This window comes from Rhizobium moroccans, assembly GCF_057559155.1.
This window is the reverse complement of record NZ_JBHFJG010000048.1, coordinates 62,205-80,247: the sequence shown is the minus strand read 5'-3', so window position 1 is coordinate 80,247 and position 18,043 is coordinate 62,205. Positions and strand designations below refer to the sequence as shown.

Sequence of the window (18,043 nt, the reverse complement as noted above, 5' to 3'; positions counted from 1 at the left end):
CAGCTTCTTCAAAGCTTCGCCGCATTCCAGCCCCATGAAACGCACCTTTGGAACAATCGATTCTGGTGATTATGCGTTCTTTCCTCGCCGTTCTTCCGCTCGCCCTTTCCCTTGCCGCAACGTCAGCGGCGGAAGCCTCCGAAAAGCCGAAGCAGCTCGTGATGATCTCCTTCGACGGCGCGGGCGACAATGCGCTGTGGCAGCGCAGCCGCGATTTCGCCAGGCGCGCGAACGCGCATTTCACCTATTTCCTCTCCTGCTCGCTGGTGATCGAGCGGGCGCGGGCGAAGAACTATCAGGGGCCGCACCAGAAGCCCGGCCGTTCCAATATCGGCTTCGCCAGGGATGCCGAGGAGGCACGCTTGCGGCTCGGCCATGTCTGGCAGGCGCATCTGGAAGGCCATGACATCGCCAGCCACACCTGCGGCCATTTCGATGGCAAGGACTGGAGCGCCGCCGACTGGGCGCAGGAATTTTCCAGTTTCTCGAACACGCTTGCCAGCGCCTGGACGGATGTCGGCGCCGCCGGCGAGGAGCCGGAAGGCTGGCGGGATTTCATCCGAAACGGCGTTACCGGCTTTCGCGCGCCTTATCTTTCCGTAAGCCCGGCGCTCGCCGAGGCGGAGACGAAGGCGGGCTTCCGCTACGATGCGAGCCTCGTCACCAAGGGTCCGCTCATGCCGAGCGAGAAGAACGGCGTCATGCGCTTCGGCCTGCCCCTGATCCCGGAAGGCCCCTCCCAGCGGCCGATCATCGCGATGGATTACAACCTCTTCATCCGTCACTCCGGCGGCATCAACGACCCGAGCCGCTCGGCCGAATTCGAGGAGCGCGCCTATTCCGCCTTCCGCGCCGCCTTCGACAAGCAATACAAGGGCGAGCGCATTCCACTTCAGATCGGCCTCCATTTCGTGGAAATGAACGGCGGCGCCTATTGGCGCGCCATGGAACGGCTGGCGACGGAAGTCTGCGGCATGGAGGATGTTTCCTGCGTCACCTATTCGCAGGCGATTGACGCCATCCGCGAGCGGAAGAGTACGGGAGAGACGTCGGGGCTATAGATCACCGTTGTCACCCCTCCCGGCCTGCCGGCCACCCTCCCCACAAGGGGGAGGGAAACACGCGGAACCGGTTTCCTACCTTCCGCCCATTTCACGACTGGCCTTTGCAGAACTGCGGTGCTGTGGGGTGATGTCAGCGCGGCATATCTCCCTTCCCCTTGTGGGGAGGGAGGCCGGGAGGCCGGGAGGCCGGGAGGCCGGGAGGCCGGGAGGCCGGGAGGGGACTTAACGGGGAAGAACTTCACCGCTCCAAAAAATATTCTCTCCCGAATTCAAACACTTGAGCCTCCTCACCTTCCCCGTTCGTCCCCGCACTCTCCGTTTCGCCTAACCTGATCGGGTCATCGGATGGGAACCGGGTTCGCGAACCGGCATCCTTCTGGGTTCAAGGGCTCGGTTTCCGGTGATGGTCGTGAAAGGCAGCGCCTTGGGGGCTCGGAAATCCTCAACCAGCGCCGCTGACCGCGATCGGGGCAGGCAAACCATTGACCTCCTCCCTACTCCCTGACTGCCTGCCCTTCCCACAAGCCTCGGCCCGAAAATCGGAATCGATTTTCGGAACGCACGATGCGTATTCAAAAGAAAAACCGCGCCGGACTGACAACCCGGCGCGGCCAAAAGTGCTGTCTTGAATATCCGCTCAGTAGGGCCGGTCGGCCGCAAGCTCTCCGTCCGTCTCCTCGCGCTCCAGGTAGCGCTGGTCGATCTCCGGCAGCGGCTTGTCGTCGATAGCCGCCTCGAAGGCCACGAGACGCTTGTGGATGGAGAGCAGCTCGATGATCGTGGTCCAGGAATTGACGAGATACTGGAACGAGTTGCTGACCTGGCCGAAGGCGGTCGCGATCTGCTGATAGATACCATAGGTGATCTTGCCCGCGACGATCGTCGGAACCAGCATGAACAACAGGAAGAGCGCATCGGCCTGGATGTAGAAATAGCGGGCGACGTTGAAATAGAGATAGTGGAAATACATCCGGAAATAATTCTTCCGCACGTTGGAGAACAGCTCGGTGACGAGCGGCGGCTGGGCCCGGTCTTCATGGTCCTCGCCGAAAACCAGTTCCTTTCGATAGGCCGCCTCGACGCGCTGGTTGCGGAAGTTGAGGCCCGGAAGCTTGATGCCGGCAAAGGCGAGCAGCAGCGTGCCGAAGGTGGACCAGCCGAGAGCAAGCCAGAAGAGCGCATGCGCGACTTCGCCGATCACCGGCAGCTCGGAAACATAGCTAGATAGAGAGAAAAGGATCGGCAGGAACACCACCAGCGTCATCACCGAGTTGATGAGCATGATGCCCAGGCCTTCAAGAATGGTGGCGAAGCGCATCGTATCTTCCTGGATACGCTGCGAGGCGCCTTCGATATGGCGGACCTTCTCCCACATCGACATGTAGTAATTGTTCATCGCCGTGCGCCAGCGGAACACGTAGTGGCTGACGAAGAAATCCGTGATGATCGAGACGAACATGCTGAGGAACGCGATCTGCGCAAAGATCAGCATGAGATCGTAGAAATTCCAGACCGTTATGCCGGGTTGCTTGGTAAGCGCATTCTGCAGCAGGTCACCGAAAGGACGCCGCCAATTGTTGATCGCGACCGAAATCTGCACGCCGAAATAGGTGGAAAAGATGATCAGCGCCGAGCCCCAGATGGACCAGATCTTCCAGGGATGGTTGCCCGCGCGGATATGCCAGAAGCCACAGAAAAGCAGCACGCAGATGAGGAAGTAGATGTAGAAGCCGAGATTGTCGGGAACCAGGAAGAAGCTCAGGTCGATCGGCGGTTCCTGCCCCTCCGCCAGCGGCGCGAAGCCGAGCGAGGTAACGATGTCCCATCCTGCCCAATACCAGAACAGAATGCAGGCGACCGTCCAAACGCAAAGAGAAGTGAAGTAGGCCTTGGGCTGCGGGAAGAAGGAGTGGAACACGGAGCTTTTGCTTTCCTGAGTTCGAGGCGGAAATTGTGTCGAAACACTTTATGCGCCCGAAACTACGGCAGTTCCAAGATAGCGGCAATGGCCGCAAGCCTTTGTTACATGATTGTAATTGGAAGCCTGGGGCTCAGGCGCGCCGCGCGACCGGCATGGCCAGAACCGCCGAAACGGCGAGTGCCGCGGCGGCCAGCACCGTCGGCAGGGTGAAGCTGCCGCTCGCCTCGGCCGCCCAGCCCGCCACCAGGGGCCCGAGGATCTGCCCCGTGCCGAAACCGGCGGTGACGAGCGCGATCGCCCGGCGCGGGCTCTCCGGCGCGAGCTTCCGCGCGATCTGCAATCCATAGGCGGTGATCACCATGAAAGTGACGCCCAGCAGCAGCCCGCCGGTTAGCGCGCCCGCGACTGGCGGAAGGATCACCGAGCAGAAGACGCCGACCGCCTGAACGCAGATCGCCGCGACATAGGCGCTTGCAAGCCCGAAGCGTTCGGCCGCCGGGCGCCACAGCACGAGCGATACGGCGGCCGCGATGCCCGTCACGAACCAGGCGAGGAATTCCACGATCGGCCCGGCCGATCCCATGCGCACGATGGTGACGAGAAAGGTCGCGGTGATGACGTAGCCGAAGCCGACCAGGCTGTAGGATGCGGTGAGCAGCACGAAGGGCGTTCGCCATTGGAGCGGCGGCTCGACACCGGAGGCCGCGCCGTCCACCGGCCTCGGCAGAAAGCGATAGACGAACGGAAAGGCGATGAGCACGATCACCGCTCCGGCGATCCAGCTCGCCTGCCAGCCATGCGCACCGTCACCGGCGATCGTGTTGACGACGAGAACGAGCGCCGAGGAAAGCGCCATGCCAAGCCCTACCCCGCCGAAATGCAGCGCCCCCACGGCGTCGCGGCCGGCTGCATGGGGCATCACGATCGACGAGGTGAAAAGCATGGCAAACGCGCTCGCCACGCCCGCAAGAAAACGGATGACGATGAAGGCGAGGACGGAGCCCGTCGCCGCCATCGCCGCAAGCAGGATAGCCGTCGCCATGACGCTTAAGAGCGCCACCGCCCTCTCCCGCCCGGCCGCCCAGCCGTGCGCTGCCAGGATCGCGCCGGCGAGATAGCCCGCGAAATTACCGGCCGCGATCAGCCCCGCATCGGCGGCCGAAAGCGGCAGACCGGCCATCATCCCCGGCAGGATCGGCGTGTAGAAGAAGCGCCCGAAACCCATGGCCGCCGCCATGGCGATGGAGCCTGCAAGGCCGATCAGCAGCGGGCGGGCTGATTGGGCGATATTCGTCTGGAGCATGCACGCGTTATCGCAGTCCCGCGCCTTGTCTACAATTCAGGAATTGTCATTGCTGCGATGAAAAGCACTGATGAGTGAGCGGTTCGTGAACATCCGGGCGAATACCCGCGGCAAACGCCGCGCATCGCCTTGGCGGTAAGGATTCGCAACGATTTGATGCACTGCAACCAGGAAATTGTCTTGCTGCCGTCACGAATGGGGCTCACGATATCCTCATCGCTATGAGGGCGAGGAGGCGAAAGCCATGAACCGTGACCTGACCCTTTCTGAAGTGCTGGTCGATCCGCTGATCGGGCAATTGCGGAAAGCCGATCACGTGGGCAATGCGGCCTTCGCGCAGTTGATGGAAAGCGCCGCGCGGGTGCAGACACGCAACCGCATCCAGCACCTCCATGCCGAACGCGCGGAAGCCTTCTACCGCCAGCTCGCAGCCGTCTCCGAAGAGCAGGCGGCAAGCCGCGTCAGTTCGCAAGCGTCAGGATGAGCGGGCCGTTGCGCGTCGCGACGATCGTATGCTCGTATTGCACGGTCGGCGCCCGCGGATCGCTGTAGAGCGTCCAGGGATCGCCATTGCCGCCGTCCTCGGCCCATTCCGCTCCAAGCGACAGGAACGGCTCCACGGTGAACACCAGCCCCTCCTCCATCACGCGCGTCTCATCGGGATCGTGCCAGGTCGCGACCTCTTTCGGCTCCTCGTGAAGCGAGCGGCCGATGCCGTGGCTCGAAAGATTGGTAATCAGCGTGTAGCGGTTTTTCTTGGCAAAGGCGCCGATCGAATTGCCGATGCCGGCAAGTGGCTTGCCGGCCTTCACCTGCTGCAGGCCGGTCCAGAGCGCGCGGCGCCCGTCGCGGCAAAGCTTCTCGATTTCCTTCTTGACCGGCGGCACCGCATAGGAAGCGCCCGTATCTGAGAAGAAGCCGTCCTTCACCGCCGAGACGTCGATATTGACGAGGTCGCCGGGCTTGATGACGCGATCCCCCGCAATGCCGTGCGCCACTTCCTCGTTGACGCTGATACAGGTGGCGGCGGGAAACTTATAGCAGGTCTCCGGCGCGGATTGGGCTCCGGCATCCTCCAGCGCCTTGCGGCCGATAGCGTCCAGCTCGCGCGTGGTGATGCCGGGCTCCAGCGCCTTCGCCATCAGTTCCATCGTCCGCGCGCAGATGCGACCGATCTCCTTGAGTTTCGCGAGTTCGTCTTCGCTGGAAATAACCATGTATGCGACCTGTCTTTCTTTCCTCGTTCAGGCAGCCGGTTTCGCGCCATCGCTCGATCCCGTCAATTCCTTTCTGACGAGAGGCGCCACCCTGGTGCCGTAAAGCTCGATGCCGCGCATGATCTCTCCATGCGGCATCGGCCCGATCGCCATCTGCAAAAGGAAGCGGTCGTTGCCGAATACCTTGTGGGCCGCAACGATCTTTTCCGCGACCCGTTCCGGATCGCCGACGAAGAGATTGCCGGTCGGCCCGCGCGCCTGGTCGTAATGCGCGCGGCTCGTCGGTCCCCAGCCACGCTCGCGGCCGATGCGGTTCATCACCTCCGCCTGCGGCCCGTAGAACCGGTCGGCTGCCTCCTGCGTGGTATCGGCGATGAAGCCGTGCACATTGATGCTCGTCGCAAGCTTCGAAATATCCTGCCCGGCGCGGCGCGCCGCCTCGCGGTAGAGCTGGAAGAGGGATGCGAAGCGCGGATATTCTCCGCCGATGATGGCCAGCGCCACCGGCAGGCCGAGCGCGCCCGCCCTTGCCACCGATTGCGGCGTGCCGCCCACCGCCACCCAGACCGGGAGCCGCTCCTGCAACGGACGGGGATAAACGCCTCGGCCATGGATCGGCGGGCGCATCTCACCCTCCCAAGTCACATGCTCGCCGTCGCGGATCGCCAGAAGCAGGTCGAGCTTTTCGGCGAAGAGCTGGTCGTAATCGCCGAGATCGTAGCCGAAGAGCGGGAAGGATTCGATGAAGGAACCCCGGCCCGCCATGATCTCCGCCCGCCCGCCGGAAAGCAGGTCCACGGTCGAAAACTGCTGGAAGACACGCACCGGATCTTCGGAGCTCAGCACCGAGACCGCGCTGGTGAGCCGGATGTTCTTCGTCCTGACGGCAGCGGCCGCCAGCACTGTCGAGGGTGAGGAGACCGCATAGTCCGGCCGGTGGTGTTCTCCGAGCCCGAAGACGTCGAGGCCGACTTGATCGGCAAGCTCGATTTCCTCCAGGAGGTTCTTCAGCCGCCGCGCCGCCTCCGGCCCCTTGCCGTCCTGCGGGTTGGGATCGACATCAGCAAAAGTGTAAAGGCCGAGTTCCATGAAAGCGCATCCTTTGGTTTCTACTTCTTGAGATAGAGGCGGAACCCCTGTTCATCAAATGCGAAACTTTCGAACGAATTGTTCGACGGGATGGATCGCTCGCAGACCCCACGCTCCGGAAAAGCAAGGCCCCGTCGCCGCTGGTGACGGGGCCTTGAATCGGATTGGCAGGCTTTCCTCACAAACCCTTGCGATGACTCGATGTTTCAGAATGTCTTTGCAACTTCCTCCAGCTGGTCGGCGACGATGCCCCAGCCCTCGTGGAAACCCATTTCCTCGTGCGCCTTCTTGTCTTCTTCGGTCCAGTGCACGGCCGTCGCGGTATATTTCGTGCGGCCGTTGCCGAGATCCTCGAATTCGATGATGCCGGTCATGAACGGCTTTTCAGAAGGCACCCAGGCGCTGGTGAACGCATCGGTGAAGACGAGCTTCCTGTTCGGCACGATTTCCAGATAGATGCCGTGATTGGGAGCCTTCTCGCCATTCGGCCCTTCCATCAGGATATAGTTCGATCCGCCGGGGCGCAGGTCGAGCCTGGCTTCCGTCACTTTCCAGGGCTTGGGGCAGAACCATTCGCCCATGCGCTCCGGCGTCGTCCAGGCCTTGTAGAGCTTATCGGCGGGCGCGTTCAGTTCGCGAACGAGCTGCAGCGAATGGGTGGCGGTCTTGGCGTTCATTGTCCTCTCCTCGTTTTCTCAAAAACATCTCTCAGATGCTGAACCTAGGACGTGTGGCAATATCCCGATCCGACAGTGGCTCGAATTTTTTCCGATTCACTCCGATCCTCCGGGAAGCTCACGCACCCATCGACCTTGACTTGGACTCCTGATGCTTTAAGGCCTTTTCCCGCGGGGACGACCCGCGTCTTCGATGACCATTTCCGGGACGGCCCGGCCCATGACAGGAGGGCCGGAATGGCGGGTCCCGTTGAGCAATTCGAAATCAAGCCGATCGTCACCTTCGGAGAGATCGGCGGCCAGGCAATCGCCTTCACCAATTCCGCGGCTTATATGGCGCTGACCGTATGCCTTGCGAGCGCCTTCCTGCTGATCGGAACCGCACGCCGTCAGCTCGTGCCGGGACGCTTCCAGTCGGCGGTCGAGACGCTCTTCGAATTCACCGCGAAGACCTTGCGCGACAATGCCGGCGAGCAGGGAATGCGGTTCTTCCCGCTGGTGTTCTCGCTCTTCATGTTCGTGCTGGTCGCGAACCTGGTCGGGCTTTTCCCCTACGCCTTCACCGTCACGAGCCATCTCATCGTCACCTTCGCGCTCGCCATGCTCGTCTTCCTGACGGTGACGATCTACGGCGTCGTGCGGCACGGTTTCGGCTTCTTCCGCCTCTTCATGCCCTCGGGCGTCCCGTGGGTGCTCGCGCCCATCATCGTTCCGATCGAGATTCTCTCCTACATCTCGCGGCCGTTCAGCCACTCGATCCGACTTTTCGCGGTCATGCTGGCGGGCCACATCACGCTGAAGGTCTTCGCCGGCTTCGTCGCCAGCCTGTCCGGTCTCGGTGCGCTCGGCCTCTTCGGAGCGGCACTCCCGCTTCTCATGACGGTGGCGATAACCGCGCTGGAGGCGTTGATGGCGGTCGTCCAGGCCTATATCTTCACCATGCTGACCTGCATGTACCTCAACGACGCCATCCATCCCGGACACTGACGCGAGCTTGATCCCGGAACATGACGTGCTTATATTTAGGCGGAAAGAGGACGGCCTCTTTTCCGAAATCCCTGATGACCAGGACGGCCTGGCGCTCCAAACAAAGGAGGCCTGGCTATGGCTTGGCTTTATCTCTTCATTGCGGGTCTGCTTGAAATAGGCTGGGCCTATTCCATGAAACGTTCGGAAGGTTTCACCCTTCTGACCCCCACCGTCATCACCATCATTGCGATGATCGCGAGCTTTGCCCTTCTGTCGGTCTCGATGAAGACCCTGCCGCTCGGCACCGCCTATACCGTCTGGACCGGCATCGGCGCGGTCGGCGCCTTCGTGGTCGGCATCACCGTGCTTGGCGAAGCCGCCACGCCCATGCGCCTTCTGGCCGGCGGGCTCATCGTCTCCGGCATCCTGTTGATGAAACTCTCGAGCACGAGCTGACGAGCGAAGGGGCTTCGGCCCCTTCCATTCACGCTGGCGCGACGGCGGCGCCGAGCTTGTCGATCTGCTGGCGGATATGGGCGCATTCGGCGGGCGAATTGGCGAGCGCGATCGCCCGGTCGAAGGCCTCGCGAGCCTGCCGGTTGCGGCCGAGCTGCATCAGCAGCCCTCCCTTGACGCCGTGGAAATAGAAGTAGCCGTCGAGCTTTTCGGCGAGCGGCTCTATGAGCTCCAGTGCCGTTTCCGGTCCCTTGAGCTTGGAAACGGCAACGGCCCGATTGAGCGCGACGACCGGCGAAGGCTGGATGCGTTCCAGCACTCCGTAAAGCAGGGTGATCTCCTCCCAGTCCGTATCCTCCGCCCTTGCGGCGCGGGCATGAAGAGCGGAGATGGCCGCCTGCAACTGGTATGGTCCCGGCTGGCGGTGGCGGATCGCCTTGTCCAGCAGCGCCAGCGCCTCGTCGATGAGTTTCCGGCTCCACAGGTTCCGATCCTGATCTTCGAGAAGCACGATCTGGCCCTGTTTGTCGAAGCGCGCCGGAGCCCGCGAATGCTGCAGCAGCATGAGCGCCAGAAGCCCCATGATCTCCGGCTCGCCCGGAAAGATGCGCAAGAGCAGCCGCGCCAGCCTGATCGCCTCCTCGCAGAAGGCGGCGCTGTCCGGATTGGTGATGCCCGTGGAATACCCCTCGTTGAAGACGAGATAGATCATCGCGCCGACAGTCGAGAGCCTTGTCGCCCGCTCCGCCGCATCCGGCGTTTCGAAGGGCACGCCTGCCTTGGCGACGCGGCCCTTGGCGCGGGTGATGCGCTGTTCCATCGCCGCCTCGCTGACGAGGAAGGCGCGGGCGATCTGCGGCACCGTGAGACCCGAGACAATCCTGAGCGCCAGCGCGATCTGCTGGGTGTTCGGCAGGTCCGGATGGCAGCAGATGAACATCAGCCGCAAGATGTCGTCCCGGTAGTTGGAATTGTCGAGCCTGTCGGCCATGTCGACTTCCGCGTCCGAGAGATCGGAAAGCACCTCCTCCTCCGGCAGCGGATCGTTCCTGGACCGCTTTCTCACCGCATCGATGCCGCTATTGCGCCCGACGAAGATCAGCCAGGCGGCGGGATCGCGCGGCGGTCCCTTTTCCGGCCAGGTCCGGATTGCCCGCAGACAAGCCTCCTGAAAGGCCTCCTCTGCGGTGTCGAGGTCACGGAAGTAGCGCAAGAGCGCGCCGAGCGCCTGCGGCCGTGCGGCGGTGAGTGCGAGGTCGATCCAGGCGATGTCCGTCATGTCTTAACTGCTCCGGGATGGAAGACGTAGAAGGGCCGGATCTCGTAGGAAGTCGAGCCCGGATTGACCTTTGAGAGTTCCTTGGAAAAGGCGACGGCTTCGTCGAGGTTTTCGACATCGACCGTATAGAAGCCAAGCAGCACTTCCTTGGTTTCGGCGAAGGGGCCGTCGAGCACCAGCGGCTCGTCCTTGCCCTTGCGCACGGTGGTCGCGGCCGTCGTCGGCATCAGCCGGCCGGTCGGGCCGAGTTTTCCGGCCTTCGCGAGCGGCTCCTGCACGGCATAGAGTTTTCCCATGACCGCCTCTTCCTCCTCCTTGGACCATGCAAAGACGGTTTCCTCGTTGGCGTAGCAAAGGATGGCGTAAAGCATGCTTTCTCTCCTTCTCCTGTGGAAGACGAAGGAGTATCGCGCCCGCCGACAATGCGCATCAAAAAATCTTGGCGTGGCAATGATTGTCACTATGTGCCACGCTTTCGCGATGAAGGAGCGAACACCCATGGTTTCGGAACGTATCCATGCAAATGGCGACGATAGGCATGTGAAGGATTCGGAATGGCTGAAACACCAGCTTGAACCGGCTCTGCGTGCCGACGAAAGCGAATTTATTGAAGTCTCGGCCGAGGACGTCATCCGTCGCAATAAAAGTCAGCGACCACCGGCCTGAATGCCCCTCACCCCGCCTCCACTTCGATCGGCGATCCTCTCCCCGCAAAACGGGGAAAGGGGGGAGCAGAAACGGCGCGGCATATCCCTTCTCCCCGTCAGAACGGGGAGAAGGTGGCGGCAGCCGGATGAGGGGGCAATCTTCATCCACGAACGCATGGATTTGCCCGTGCGTCTGGCGGAGGATTTGCTACATATCGCACGCCGGAATGCGGATGATTCCTGATCCGCCGCATCGGCGCAAGCTTTCGACAAGGAGCCTCCCCTATGGCCGATCTCTCCGCCTTCCTGATCACCGCCCGCTGGCCCGCGAAGAACCCGGATATCCTGCAGCTCTATTCGCTGCCGACGCCGAACGGCGTGAAGGTCTCCATCATGCTGGAGGAAATCGAGATCCCTTACGAGCCGCACGCCGTTAATATCGGCGCCGACGAGACCTGGACGCCGGAATTCCTCTCCCTCAATCCGAACGGCAAGATCCCAGCGATCATCGATCCCGATGGCCCCGGCGGCAAGCCGCTCGGCCTCTTCGAATCCGGCGCGATCCTGATCTATCTTGCGGAAAAGACCGGCAAGCTGCTGCCCGCCGATCCGGCGAAGCGCTACGAGGCGATCCAGTGGGTGATGTTCCAGATGGGCGGCATCGGCCCGATGTTCGGTCAGCTCGGCTTCTTCCACAAGTTCGCCGGCAGGGACATCGAGGACAAGCGGCCGCGCGACCGCTATGCGAAGGAATCGGCACGTTTGATCCGCGTGCTCGAAACCCGGCTGGAAGGCCGCGACTGGATCATGGGCGACGAATACACCATTGCCGATATCTCCATGCTCGGCTGGGTGCGCAATCTGATCGGCTTCTACGGCGCCGGCGAGCTCATTCAATACGATGAGCTGAAGCGCGTGCCGGAATGGCTGGAGCGCGGCCTTGCCCGCCCGGCGGTCCAGCGCGGCCTGGAAATACCCGTCCGCCCCTGATTGCCCGCAGCGACTCGGCCCCGAATGGAGGATTTCAAATGCCGAAACCCACTCTCCCGATGGAAGGCGGATGCCGCTGCGGACAGATCCGGCTGAGGATCAGCGCTCCGCCGATCCTCACGATGGCCTGCCACTGTACCGGCTGTCAGAAGATGAGCGCCAGCGCCTTCTCATGCTCCGCGGCCATTCCCTCCGATGGTTTCGAAGTCATCCAGGGCGAACCCGTCATCGGCGGGCTGCATGGCGACGATATCCATCACTACCATGCCCCCATTGCAAGAGCTGGCTCTTTACCAGACCGCAAGGCATGGACTGGTTCGTGAACCTCAGGCCCACCACGCTGGACGACGCGGGCTGGTTCTCACCCTTCATCGAGACCTATACCTCGGAGAAGCTCTCCTGGGCGACGACGCCCGCGGTCCATGCCTACGAGAAATTCCCGCCCTTCGAGGACTATGAGGCTCTGGTCAAGGAATTCGCCGGCCGCTCTTAAAAAAATCTCTCGTCATTGTCGGCATTCCCTTCCCTCCTACGTCCTTGGAAAAGTCCGGCCCCTTTCGGGCAAGACTTAGCCAATCAAGGAGGGAATTCCATGGAAACGACCGCCCCCAAAAACGAAACCGTTGAGCCCAAGCCCGTCAAGGGCGGGCTCGTAGCCTATCTGCAGGTGGACGGCGCCCTGAAGGCCGCCGAGTTCTACAAGCAAGCCTTCGGAGCCGAGATGGCGGGCTACCATCCGCCGGATGAGCAGGGCCGGACTATGCATGTCCACGTTTATATCAATGGCAGTTCGCTGATGCTGAGCGACGCCTATCCCGATCACGGCTATCCGCACGAGAAGCCGCAGGCCTTCACGGTGCTCCTGCCGTTGACGAGCGGCGATATCGACGCCTGGTGGAAGCGCGCCGTCGATGCCGGAATGGAAGTCACTCTCGACCTGCAGGTGATGTTCTGGGGCGATCGCTACGGCCAGCTTCGCGATCCGTTCGGCGTGGCCTGGGCCATGAATGCGCCGGTGAACGGCTGAACCTGACGGAACATCACACGCTCGTGACGGAAGCTTGTCGGGGTTGCCGGAGGAAATTAACCCTTCGGTAACCCCGCCGGACTTTGGATGGCGTCCTCATCCTTTCGACGACATCGGTTCCGAATGAAATTCAAGACGACCTTCACGACGGCGCTTGCGGCGCTCGCCTTTCTCTTTCCTGTTGCCAACGGCCTGCCGCTGCAGGCCAAGCCGGCTTTCGATGAAGGCTGGAGAAAAGGCCGGGAAACCGGTTTTCCCGTTCCACGCTTCGTTTCCCTCAAGGCTCAGACGGCCCGGATGCGCATCGGCCCCTCGACGGATTATGCCACCTCCTGGGTCTATTCGGTGCGTGGCCTGCCGCTGGAGATCACCGAGGAATACGGAAACTGGCGGCGCGTGCGCGATCAGGACGGGGTCACCGGCTGGATGTATGCGCCGCTTCTCTCCGGCCGGCGGACGGCCGTGGTCGGCCCCTGGTTCGACGAACCGGTGGCGCTTCGAAGGGCGCCCTCAGCCAAGGCTAGGATCGTGGCGCGGCTGAGTGCAAGGGTCCTTCTCGACATCGACCATTGCGACGGCAACTGGTGCCGCGTCTCGCTGGAAACACGGCACATCAGCGGCTTCCTGGAACAGGACAATCTCTGGGGTGTCTACCCGCGGGAAGTGATCGAATAGATTTCGGGAGCCTTCACGCGTCGCTCAGCGTGCGCCGTACCGCATCCTTCCAGCCGCGGATTTTCGTCGAACGGGTCTTCTCGTCCATCTGCGGCTCGAAACGGCGCTCGCGCGCCCAGCTTTTGGCGAAGGCCTTCCGGTCCGGCCAGACGCCGGCGCGCGAACCGGCAAGCCAGGCGGCGCCGAGCGCCGTGGTCTCCAATATCGTCGGCCGGTCGACAGGCGCATCGAGCAGATCGGAAAGCCGCTGCATCGTCCAGTCGGAGGCGACCATGCCGCCATCGACACGGAGAACCGTGCTGCTCTCCCCGTTCTTCCAGTCCTTGTGCATGGCATCAAGCAAGTCGCGCGTCTGGTAGCAGACCGCCTCCAATGCGGCGCGCGCGAGTTCCGCCGGTCCCGTGGCGCGGGTAAGCCCATAGATCGCGCCCCGCGCCTCCGCGTCCCAATGGGGAGCGCCGAGCCCGGTGAAGGCGGGCACCAGATAGACTTCCTGCTGAGGATCGGCTTTCTGCGCCAACTCCCCGGTATGACTCGCCTTTTCGATGATCTTCAACCCGTCACGCAGCCATTGCACGGCAGCCCCGGCAATGAAGATCGAACCTTCCAGCGCATAGGTCGTCTCGCCATTGAGGCGGTAGGCAATGGTCGTCAAAAGCCGGTTTTTCGAGCGGCACATGTCCTTGCCGGTGTTGAGGACCGCAAAGCAGCCCGTGCCATAGGTGGATTTCAGCATGCCCGGCTCGAAGCAAGCCTGGCCGATGGTGGCCGCCTGCTGGTCGCCCGCCACACCGAGGATCGGCACCGCCGCGCCGAACAGCTTCTCGTCCGTCACCCCGAAGTCGTCGGCGCAATCCTTCACCTCCGGCAGCATGGCGGCGGGGATGCGCAATACTTCCAGAAGGTCCTCGTCCCAGCGGTTCTCGGCGATGTTGTAGATCAGCGTGCGCGAGGCATTCGTCGCATCGGTGACGAAGCTTTTGCCGCCGGTGAGCCGCCAGATAAGGAAGCTATCAACCGTGCCGAAGCAGAGCTCGCCCTTGGCCGCCCTCGCCCGCGCGCCCTTGACGTTCGCCAGCATCCAGGAAAGCTTGGTGCCGGAAAAATAGGGGTCGAGCAAAAGGCCGGTCTTGCGGGTGAAGAGCTTTTCTAGACCCTGCCGCTTCAATTTCTCGCAATAGCTTGCCGTGCGCCGGTCCTGCCAGACGATGGCGTTGTGAATGGGTTTTCCCGTATCCCGCTCCCAGACGACCACGGTCTCGCGCTGGTTGGTGATGCCGATCGCGGCGAGATCGGAGGCCTTGATGCCGGCCTTCTTGAGCGCCTGGCTGACGGTGGTGACGACGCTTTCCCAGATCTCTTCCGGATTGTGCTCCACCCAGCCGGATTTCGGAAATATCTGGGTGAATTCCTTCTGGCCGGAACCGGCGACCTTCATGTCCTTGTCGAAGACAATCGCCCGCGTCGAGGTCGTCCCCTGATCGATCGCCAGAACATAACCCGCCATGCATATCCCTCCCCTACGCCGTTCGTCTTCCTCGGGTCACGGTTTGAGCAGGAGGCATGGGAGGCTGTCAACGGGAAAGCTCAGCCACCCATCTGGGCAATCCTTCGCGTCATCCAGGCAACGTAGGACGTGCGCGTCATGGAACGGCGCCGGGCCTCCTGATCGATGAAGGCAAGCACATCCTCGTCCAGCATCATGTTGGCCCTTACCGCGCGGCCCCGCAGCCTGATGAGCGGTACGCTGATCAGCGTGCAGCCTTCCGGAACCTCGACATTTTCAGGAGCCGAAGGTTCGGTGATCTGCAACCCGTCTTTTTCGGCTTCGATGGCATAATCCCGAAGCGCCTCTTCGGCATTCAGCATTACTTCGTCGAGATTTTCCCCCATGGCCACGATACCGTCGATATCGGGAAAGGTGACGCCGTACGCGCCGGCTTCCCCGTCAACCAAAGCAGGATATCGGTCCATTTCAATTCCTTCCTCGTTCAATCGGTCCAGCCCGCTTTTCGGGCGATCGAGCGTGCGACCAACGGCGATACTTGCGTGTGTCGCGGCAATGTCACGATGCCTTCGATCTCGGGATGCCTGTAGATGTCGTGACCCGCACCGTGCCTGTCCAAATACCAGCCATCTTTCTCAAGGCGTCGCCTGATCTTGGCTGTGCTTGTTTCCATGCCCCGCCCCATTGCGTGCAAATATATGCACAATCCTTAACTGATGCAACAAGGAGCCGATTGCCAGCCTCGGCGATTTGCGCATAACCTGCGCTGGATTGCGGCGCACAAGAACGCAACGGCCGGGGAGATTCGCCAATGTCCAGAACTGTCGTCGTCACGGGCTCCACCAGCGGGATAGGGCTCGGCATCGCGCGCGCCTTCGCGGCCGAAGGTGCGAATGTCGTCATCAACGGCTTCGGTCCCACAGATGCGATCGAGGCGACCCGCAGGGAGCTCGAGGCGTTGGCCGGCGGCAAGGTGCTCTACCATGCAGCCGACATGGCAAAGCCGGACGAGATCACTGACCTCATCGCAACGGCCGCACGCACCTTCGGCACCGTGGACGTGCTGATCAACAATGCCGGCATCCAGCACATCGCCAAGATCGAGGAATTCCCGGTCGAGAAATGGGACCTGCTGATCGCCGTCCTGCTGTCCTCCGCCTTCCACACGATGCGCAACGCCATCCCGTTGATGAAAGAGGCTGGAAAGGGCCGCATCATCAACGTCGCATCCGCCCATGCGCTCATCGCCTCGCCCTATAAATCCGCCTATGTGGCGGCCAAGCATGGTATACTCGGGCTTACCAAAACGGCGGCCTTGGAACTTGCCGAATTCGGGATTACCGTGAATGCGATTTGTCCGGGCTACGTGCTGACGCCGCTGGTCGAGAAGCAGATTCCCGACACCGCCCGCGAGCGCGGCATTTCGGAAGAACAGGTGAAATCCGAGGTCATGCTGCGGCTGCAGGCGACGAAGGAATTCGTCTCGATCGACGAGGTGGCGCAGACGGCGATCTTCCTCGCCAGCGATGCGGCCCGCAGCATTACAGGCACCCATATCTCGATCGACGGCGGCTGGACCGCCCAATAAGAAGCCGGCAACGGCGGACGAAGGAGAGAAATGACGACTGCCATCCGCTTCATCCTGAACGGAACCGCCATACGCTTCATTCTCAACGGAGAAGAGATCACGCTCGGAGATTTCGGCCCGACGGAAACGCTTCTCGATTACCTGCGATTGAGGCGGCGGCTGACGGGAACGAAAGAGGGATGCGCCGAGGGCGATTGCGGTGCCTGCACCGTGCTCGTCGGCCGGCTGATCGATGGCCGGCTCGTTTATGAAAGCGTCAACGCCTGCATCCGCTTCCTCGGCTCGCTGCACGGCACCCATGTGGTGACTGTCGAGCATCTGGCCGCAAAGGACGGCACGCTTCACCCCGTCCAGCAGGCGATGGTGGACTGTCACGGCTCGCAATGCGGCTTCTGCACGCCGGGTTTCGTGATGTCGCTCTACGGGCTCTGGCTTTCCAACGAAGCGCCGTCGCGCGCCGAAATCGAAACCGCACTCCAGGGAAATCTCTGTCGCTGCACCGGCTACGAGCCGATCGTCAAGGCGGCGGAGCAGGTCTCCCAAAGCCGCCCGAGCAGCCTCTTCGACCCGCTGGAGCGCGACCGCATCGAGATCGCCGCAAAGCTCTGGTCGATCCAGTCGGAGAATGGCACGATCGTGGTGGAAAAGGCCAATGAGAGCGGGACTGCGCGTTCCATCGTGCCGAGTTCGATCGCCGAGTTCGCGGATATCCTTGCCGCCGAACCGAAAGCGACGATCGTGGCGGGTGCCACCGATGTCGGGCTCTGGGTGACGAAGCAGATGCGCCTGCTCAATCCGGTGATATTCATCAATCACCTGCCCGAGCTGCAATCGATCGCCTCGGACGAGAAAGGCATTACGATCGGCGCGGGCGTCACCTACACCCAGGCCTTCGACATTCTCTTGGCCGAAATCCCGGCCTTCGGGCGGCTGATCGACCGGATCGGCGGGAGCCAGGTGCGCAACATGGGTACGATCGGCGGCAATATCGCCAATGGCTCGCCGATCGGCGACACGCCGCCGCCGCTGATCGCGCTGGGAGCTCACCTGACGCTGCGCTCCCATTCCGGCCGCCGCACCATGCCGCTGGAGGATTATTTCCTCGCCTATGGTCGGCAGGACCGCCTGCCCGGCGAGTTCGTGGAAAAGATCTTCGTGCCGCGCCCTGCGGAGGGGGCTCAATTCGCCGTCTACAAGATCTCCAAGCGGCGCGACGAGGATATTTCCGCCCTCTGCGGCGCGTTCAACCTGACGCTCGACAGCGGCGGCAAGGTGGAGGCGATCCGCATCGCCTTCGGCGGCATGGCCGCGACCCCCAAGCGCGCCGCGCATGTGGAAGAGGCGCTCACCGGCCAGCCCTGGAGCTGGAGCACGATCTCCGCCGTGCGCGACGCCTTCGACCAGGATTACACGCCGCTCACCGACTGGCGGGCGAGCGCCGAATATCGCAGCCTTGCGGCCAAGAACCTGCTTACCCGTTTCTTCCTGGAGACGGCCGGGGCACCGACCGAGCTGCGGCGGTTCGAGCCGGAGGAGGCGTGATGATGGGTATATCAAAAAAGTCCCCCTCTGGCCTGCCGGCCATCTCCCCCACAAGGGGGGAGAAAACCCGTTGCACGACCTTCCTGCAAAAG

General features: G+C 62.3%; 20 protein-coding genes and 1 pseudogene. 11 read left to right on the top strand and 10 right to left on the bottom strand.

What is annotated here, in order from left to right:
• Positions 1-71: 71 nt before the first annotated feature.
• The gene (locus ACE04I_RS23100) at positions 72-1,061 is read left to right on the top strand and encodes a polysaccharide deacetylase family protein (RefSeq protein WP_046795050.1); all 990 of its coding nucleotides are present in this window, start codon (positions 72-74) and stop codon (positions 1,059-1,061) included.
• Positions 1,062-1,701: 640 nt separating this feature from the next.
• Here ACE04I_RS23100 and sbmA read toward each other — a convergent pair.
• Together sbmA and ACE04I_RS23090 are read right to left on the bottom strand one after the other, a co-directional pair.
• Positions 1,702-2,982 (bottom strand): peptide antibiotic transporter SbmA, encoded by a 1,281-nt coding sequence (sbmA, locus tag ACE04I_RS23095; RefSeq protein ID WP_137326823.1) that lies wholly within the window; start codon positions 2,980-2,982, stop codon positions 1,702-1,704.
• 133 nt (positions 2,983-3,115) lie between these two features.
• Positions 3,116-4,288: a YbfB/YjiJ family MFS transporter gene (locus tag ACE04I_RS23090; RefSeq protein WP_046794400.1), complete on the bottom strand. Its 1,173-nt coding sequence runs from the start codon at positions 4,286-4,288 to the stop codon at positions 3,116-3,118.
• 244 nt (positions 4,289-4,532) lie between these two features.
• Here ACE04I_RS23090 and ACE04I_RS23085 point away from each other — a divergent pair, with 244 nt between their 5' ends.
• Positions 4,533-4,772: a hypothetical protein gene (locus tag ACE04I_RS23085; protein WP_046794401.1), complete on the top strand. Its 240-nt coding sequence runs from the start codon at positions 4,533-4,535 to the stop codon at positions 4,770-4,772.
• Here the strand turns inward: ACE04I_RS23085 and map are convergent.
• From map to ACE04I_RS23070, 3 genes are all read right to left on the bottom strand, one after another.
• Entirely contained in the window at positions 4,750-5,505 is a 756-nt protein-coding gene (gene map / locus ACE04I_RS23080; protein WP_046794402.1) for a type I methionyl aminopeptidase, read from the bottom strand. The genes ACE04I_RS23085 and map overlap by 23 nt on opposite strands.
• Positions 5,506-5,532: 27 nt before the next feature.
• Positions 5,533-6,594 (bottom strand): LLM class flavin-dependent oxidoreductase, encoded by a 1,062-nt coding sequence (locus ACE04I_RS23075; protein ID WP_487207636.1) that lies wholly within the window; start codon positions 6,592-6,594, stop codon positions 5,533-5,535.
• Positions 6,595-6,800: 206 nt separating this feature from the next.
• Positions 6,801-7,271, bottom strand: a complete 471-nt coding sequence (locus ACE04I_RS23070; protein ID WP_137326822.1) for an SRPBCC family protein — start codon at positions 7,269-7,271, stop codon at positions 6,801-6,803.
• Between the two features lie 237 nt (positions 7,272-7,508).
• On the opposite strand from ACE04I_RS23070, the gene ACE04I_RS23065 reads away from it, so the two are divergent.
• Both ACE04I_RS23065 and ACE04I_RS23060 read left to right on the top strand, forming a co-directional pair.
• Positions 7,509-8,258: a F0F1 ATP synthase subunit A gene (locus tag ACE04I_RS23065; protein ID WP_046794405.1), complete on the top strand. Its 750-nt coding sequence runs from the start codon at positions 7,509-7,511 to the stop codon at positions 8,256-8,258.
• 117 nt (positions 8,259-8,375) lie between these two features.
• Positions 8,376-8,696 carry a DMT family transporter gene (locus ACE04I_RS23060; RefSeq protein WP_046794406.1) on the top strand — a complete coding sequence of 107 codons (321 nt, stop codon included), beginning with the start codon at positions 8,376-8,378 and terminating at the stop codon, positions 8,694-8,696.
• A gap of 28 nt (positions 8,697-8,724) precedes the next feature.
• Here the strand turns inward: ACE04I_RS23060 and ACE04I_RS23055 are convergent, their stop codons facing one another.
• Positions 8,725-9,975, bottom strand: a complete 1,251-nt coding sequence (locus ACE04I_RS23055) for an RNA polymerase sigma factor (protein WP_046794407.1) — start codon at positions 9,973-9,975, stop codon at positions 8,725-8,727.
• The gene (locus ACE04I_RS23050) at positions 9,972-10,346 is read right to left on the bottom strand and encodes a YciI family protein (RefSeq protein WP_046794408.1); all 375 of its coding nucleotides are present in this window, start codon (positions 10,344-10,346) and stop codon (positions 9,972-9,974) included. The genes ACE04I_RS23055 and ACE04I_RS23050 overlap by 4 nt, the downstream gene beginning before the upstream one ends.
• Between ACE04I_RS23050 and ACE04I_RS23045 the strand changes: the two genes are divergently transcribed.
• From ACE04I_RS23045 to ACE04I_RS23025, 5 genes and pseudogenes are all read left to right on the top strand, one after another.
• Positions 10,345-10,641: a hypothetical protein gene (locus tag ACE04I_RS23045; protein WP_137326821.1), complete on the top strand. Its 297-nt coding sequence runs from the start codon at positions 10,345-10,347 to the stop codon at positions 10,639-10,641. The two genes, ACE04I_RS23050 and ACE04I_RS23045, sit on opposite strands and share 2 nt — an antisense overlap.
• Before the next feature lie 266 nt (positions 10,642-10,907).
• Positions 10,908-11,612, top strand: a complete 705-nt coding sequence (locus ACE04I_RS23040) for a glutathione S-transferase N-terminal domain-containing protein (RefSeq protein WP_046794409.1) — start codon at positions 10,908-10,910, stop codon at positions 11,610-11,612.
• 38 nt (positions 11,613-11,650) lie between these two features.
• Positions 11,651-12,105 (top strand): annotated as a pseudogene (locus ACE04I_RS23035) (GFA family protein).
• 99 nt (positions 12,106-12,204) lie between these two features.
• Entirely contained in the window at positions 12,205-12,639 is a 435-nt protein-coding gene (locus ACE04I_RS23030) for a VOC family protein (protein WP_046794410.1), read from the top strand.
• Between the two features lie 123 nt (positions 12,640-12,762).
• Positions 12,763-13,314 (top strand): SH3 domain-containing protein, encoded by a 552-nt coding sequence (locus tag ACE04I_RS23025; protein WP_082118329.1) that lies wholly within the window; start codon positions 12,763-12,765, stop codon positions 13,312-13,314.
• A 13-nt stretch (positions 13,315-13,327) separates the two neighbouring features.
• On the opposite strand, the gene glpK is transcribed toward ACE04I_RS23025, so the two are convergent.
• The 3 genes from glpK to ACE04I_RS23010 form a co-directional block, all read right to left on the bottom strand.
• Positions 13,328-14,821 carry a glycerol kinase GlpK gene (gene glpK, locus ACE04I_RS23020; RefSeq protein WP_046794411.1) on the bottom strand — a complete coding sequence of 498 codons (1,494 nt, stop codon included), beginning with the start codon at positions 14,819-14,821 and terminating at the stop codon, positions 13,328-13,330.
• A gap of 80 nt (positions 14,822-14,901) precedes the next feature.
• Positions 14,902-15,288, bottom strand: a complete 387-nt coding sequence (locus tag ACE04I_RS23015; protein WP_046794412.1) for a type II toxin-antitoxin system HicB family antitoxin — start codon at positions 15,286-15,288, stop codon at positions 14,902-14,904.
• 17 nt (positions 15,289-15,305) lie between these two features.
• Positions 15,306-15,494, bottom strand: a complete 189-nt coding sequence (locus tag ACE04I_RS23010; protein ID WP_137326889.1) for a type II toxin-antitoxin system HicA family toxin — start codon at positions 15,492-15,494, stop codon at positions 15,306-15,308.
• 138 nt (positions 15,495-15,632) lie between these two features.
• Between ACE04I_RS23010 and ACE04I_RS23005 the strand changes: the two genes are divergently transcribed.
• Both ACE04I_RS23005 and xdhA read left to right on the top strand, forming a co-directional pair.
• A complete protein-coding gene (locus ACE04I_RS23005; protein ID WP_487207635.1) occupies positions 15,633-16,409 on the top strand; it encodes a 3-hydroxybutyrate dehydrogenase in 777 nt (258 codons plus the stop codon).
• A gap of 30 nt (positions 16,410-16,439) precedes the next feature.
• Positions 16,440-17,951 carry a xanthine dehydrogenase small subunit gene (gene xdhA / locus ACE04I_RS23000; protein ID WP_137326888.1) on the top strand — a complete coding sequence of 504 codons (1,512 nt, stop codon included), beginning with the start codon at positions 16,440-16,442 and terminating at the stop codon, positions 17,949-17,951.
• Positions 17,952-18,043 lie beyond the last annotated feature (92 nt).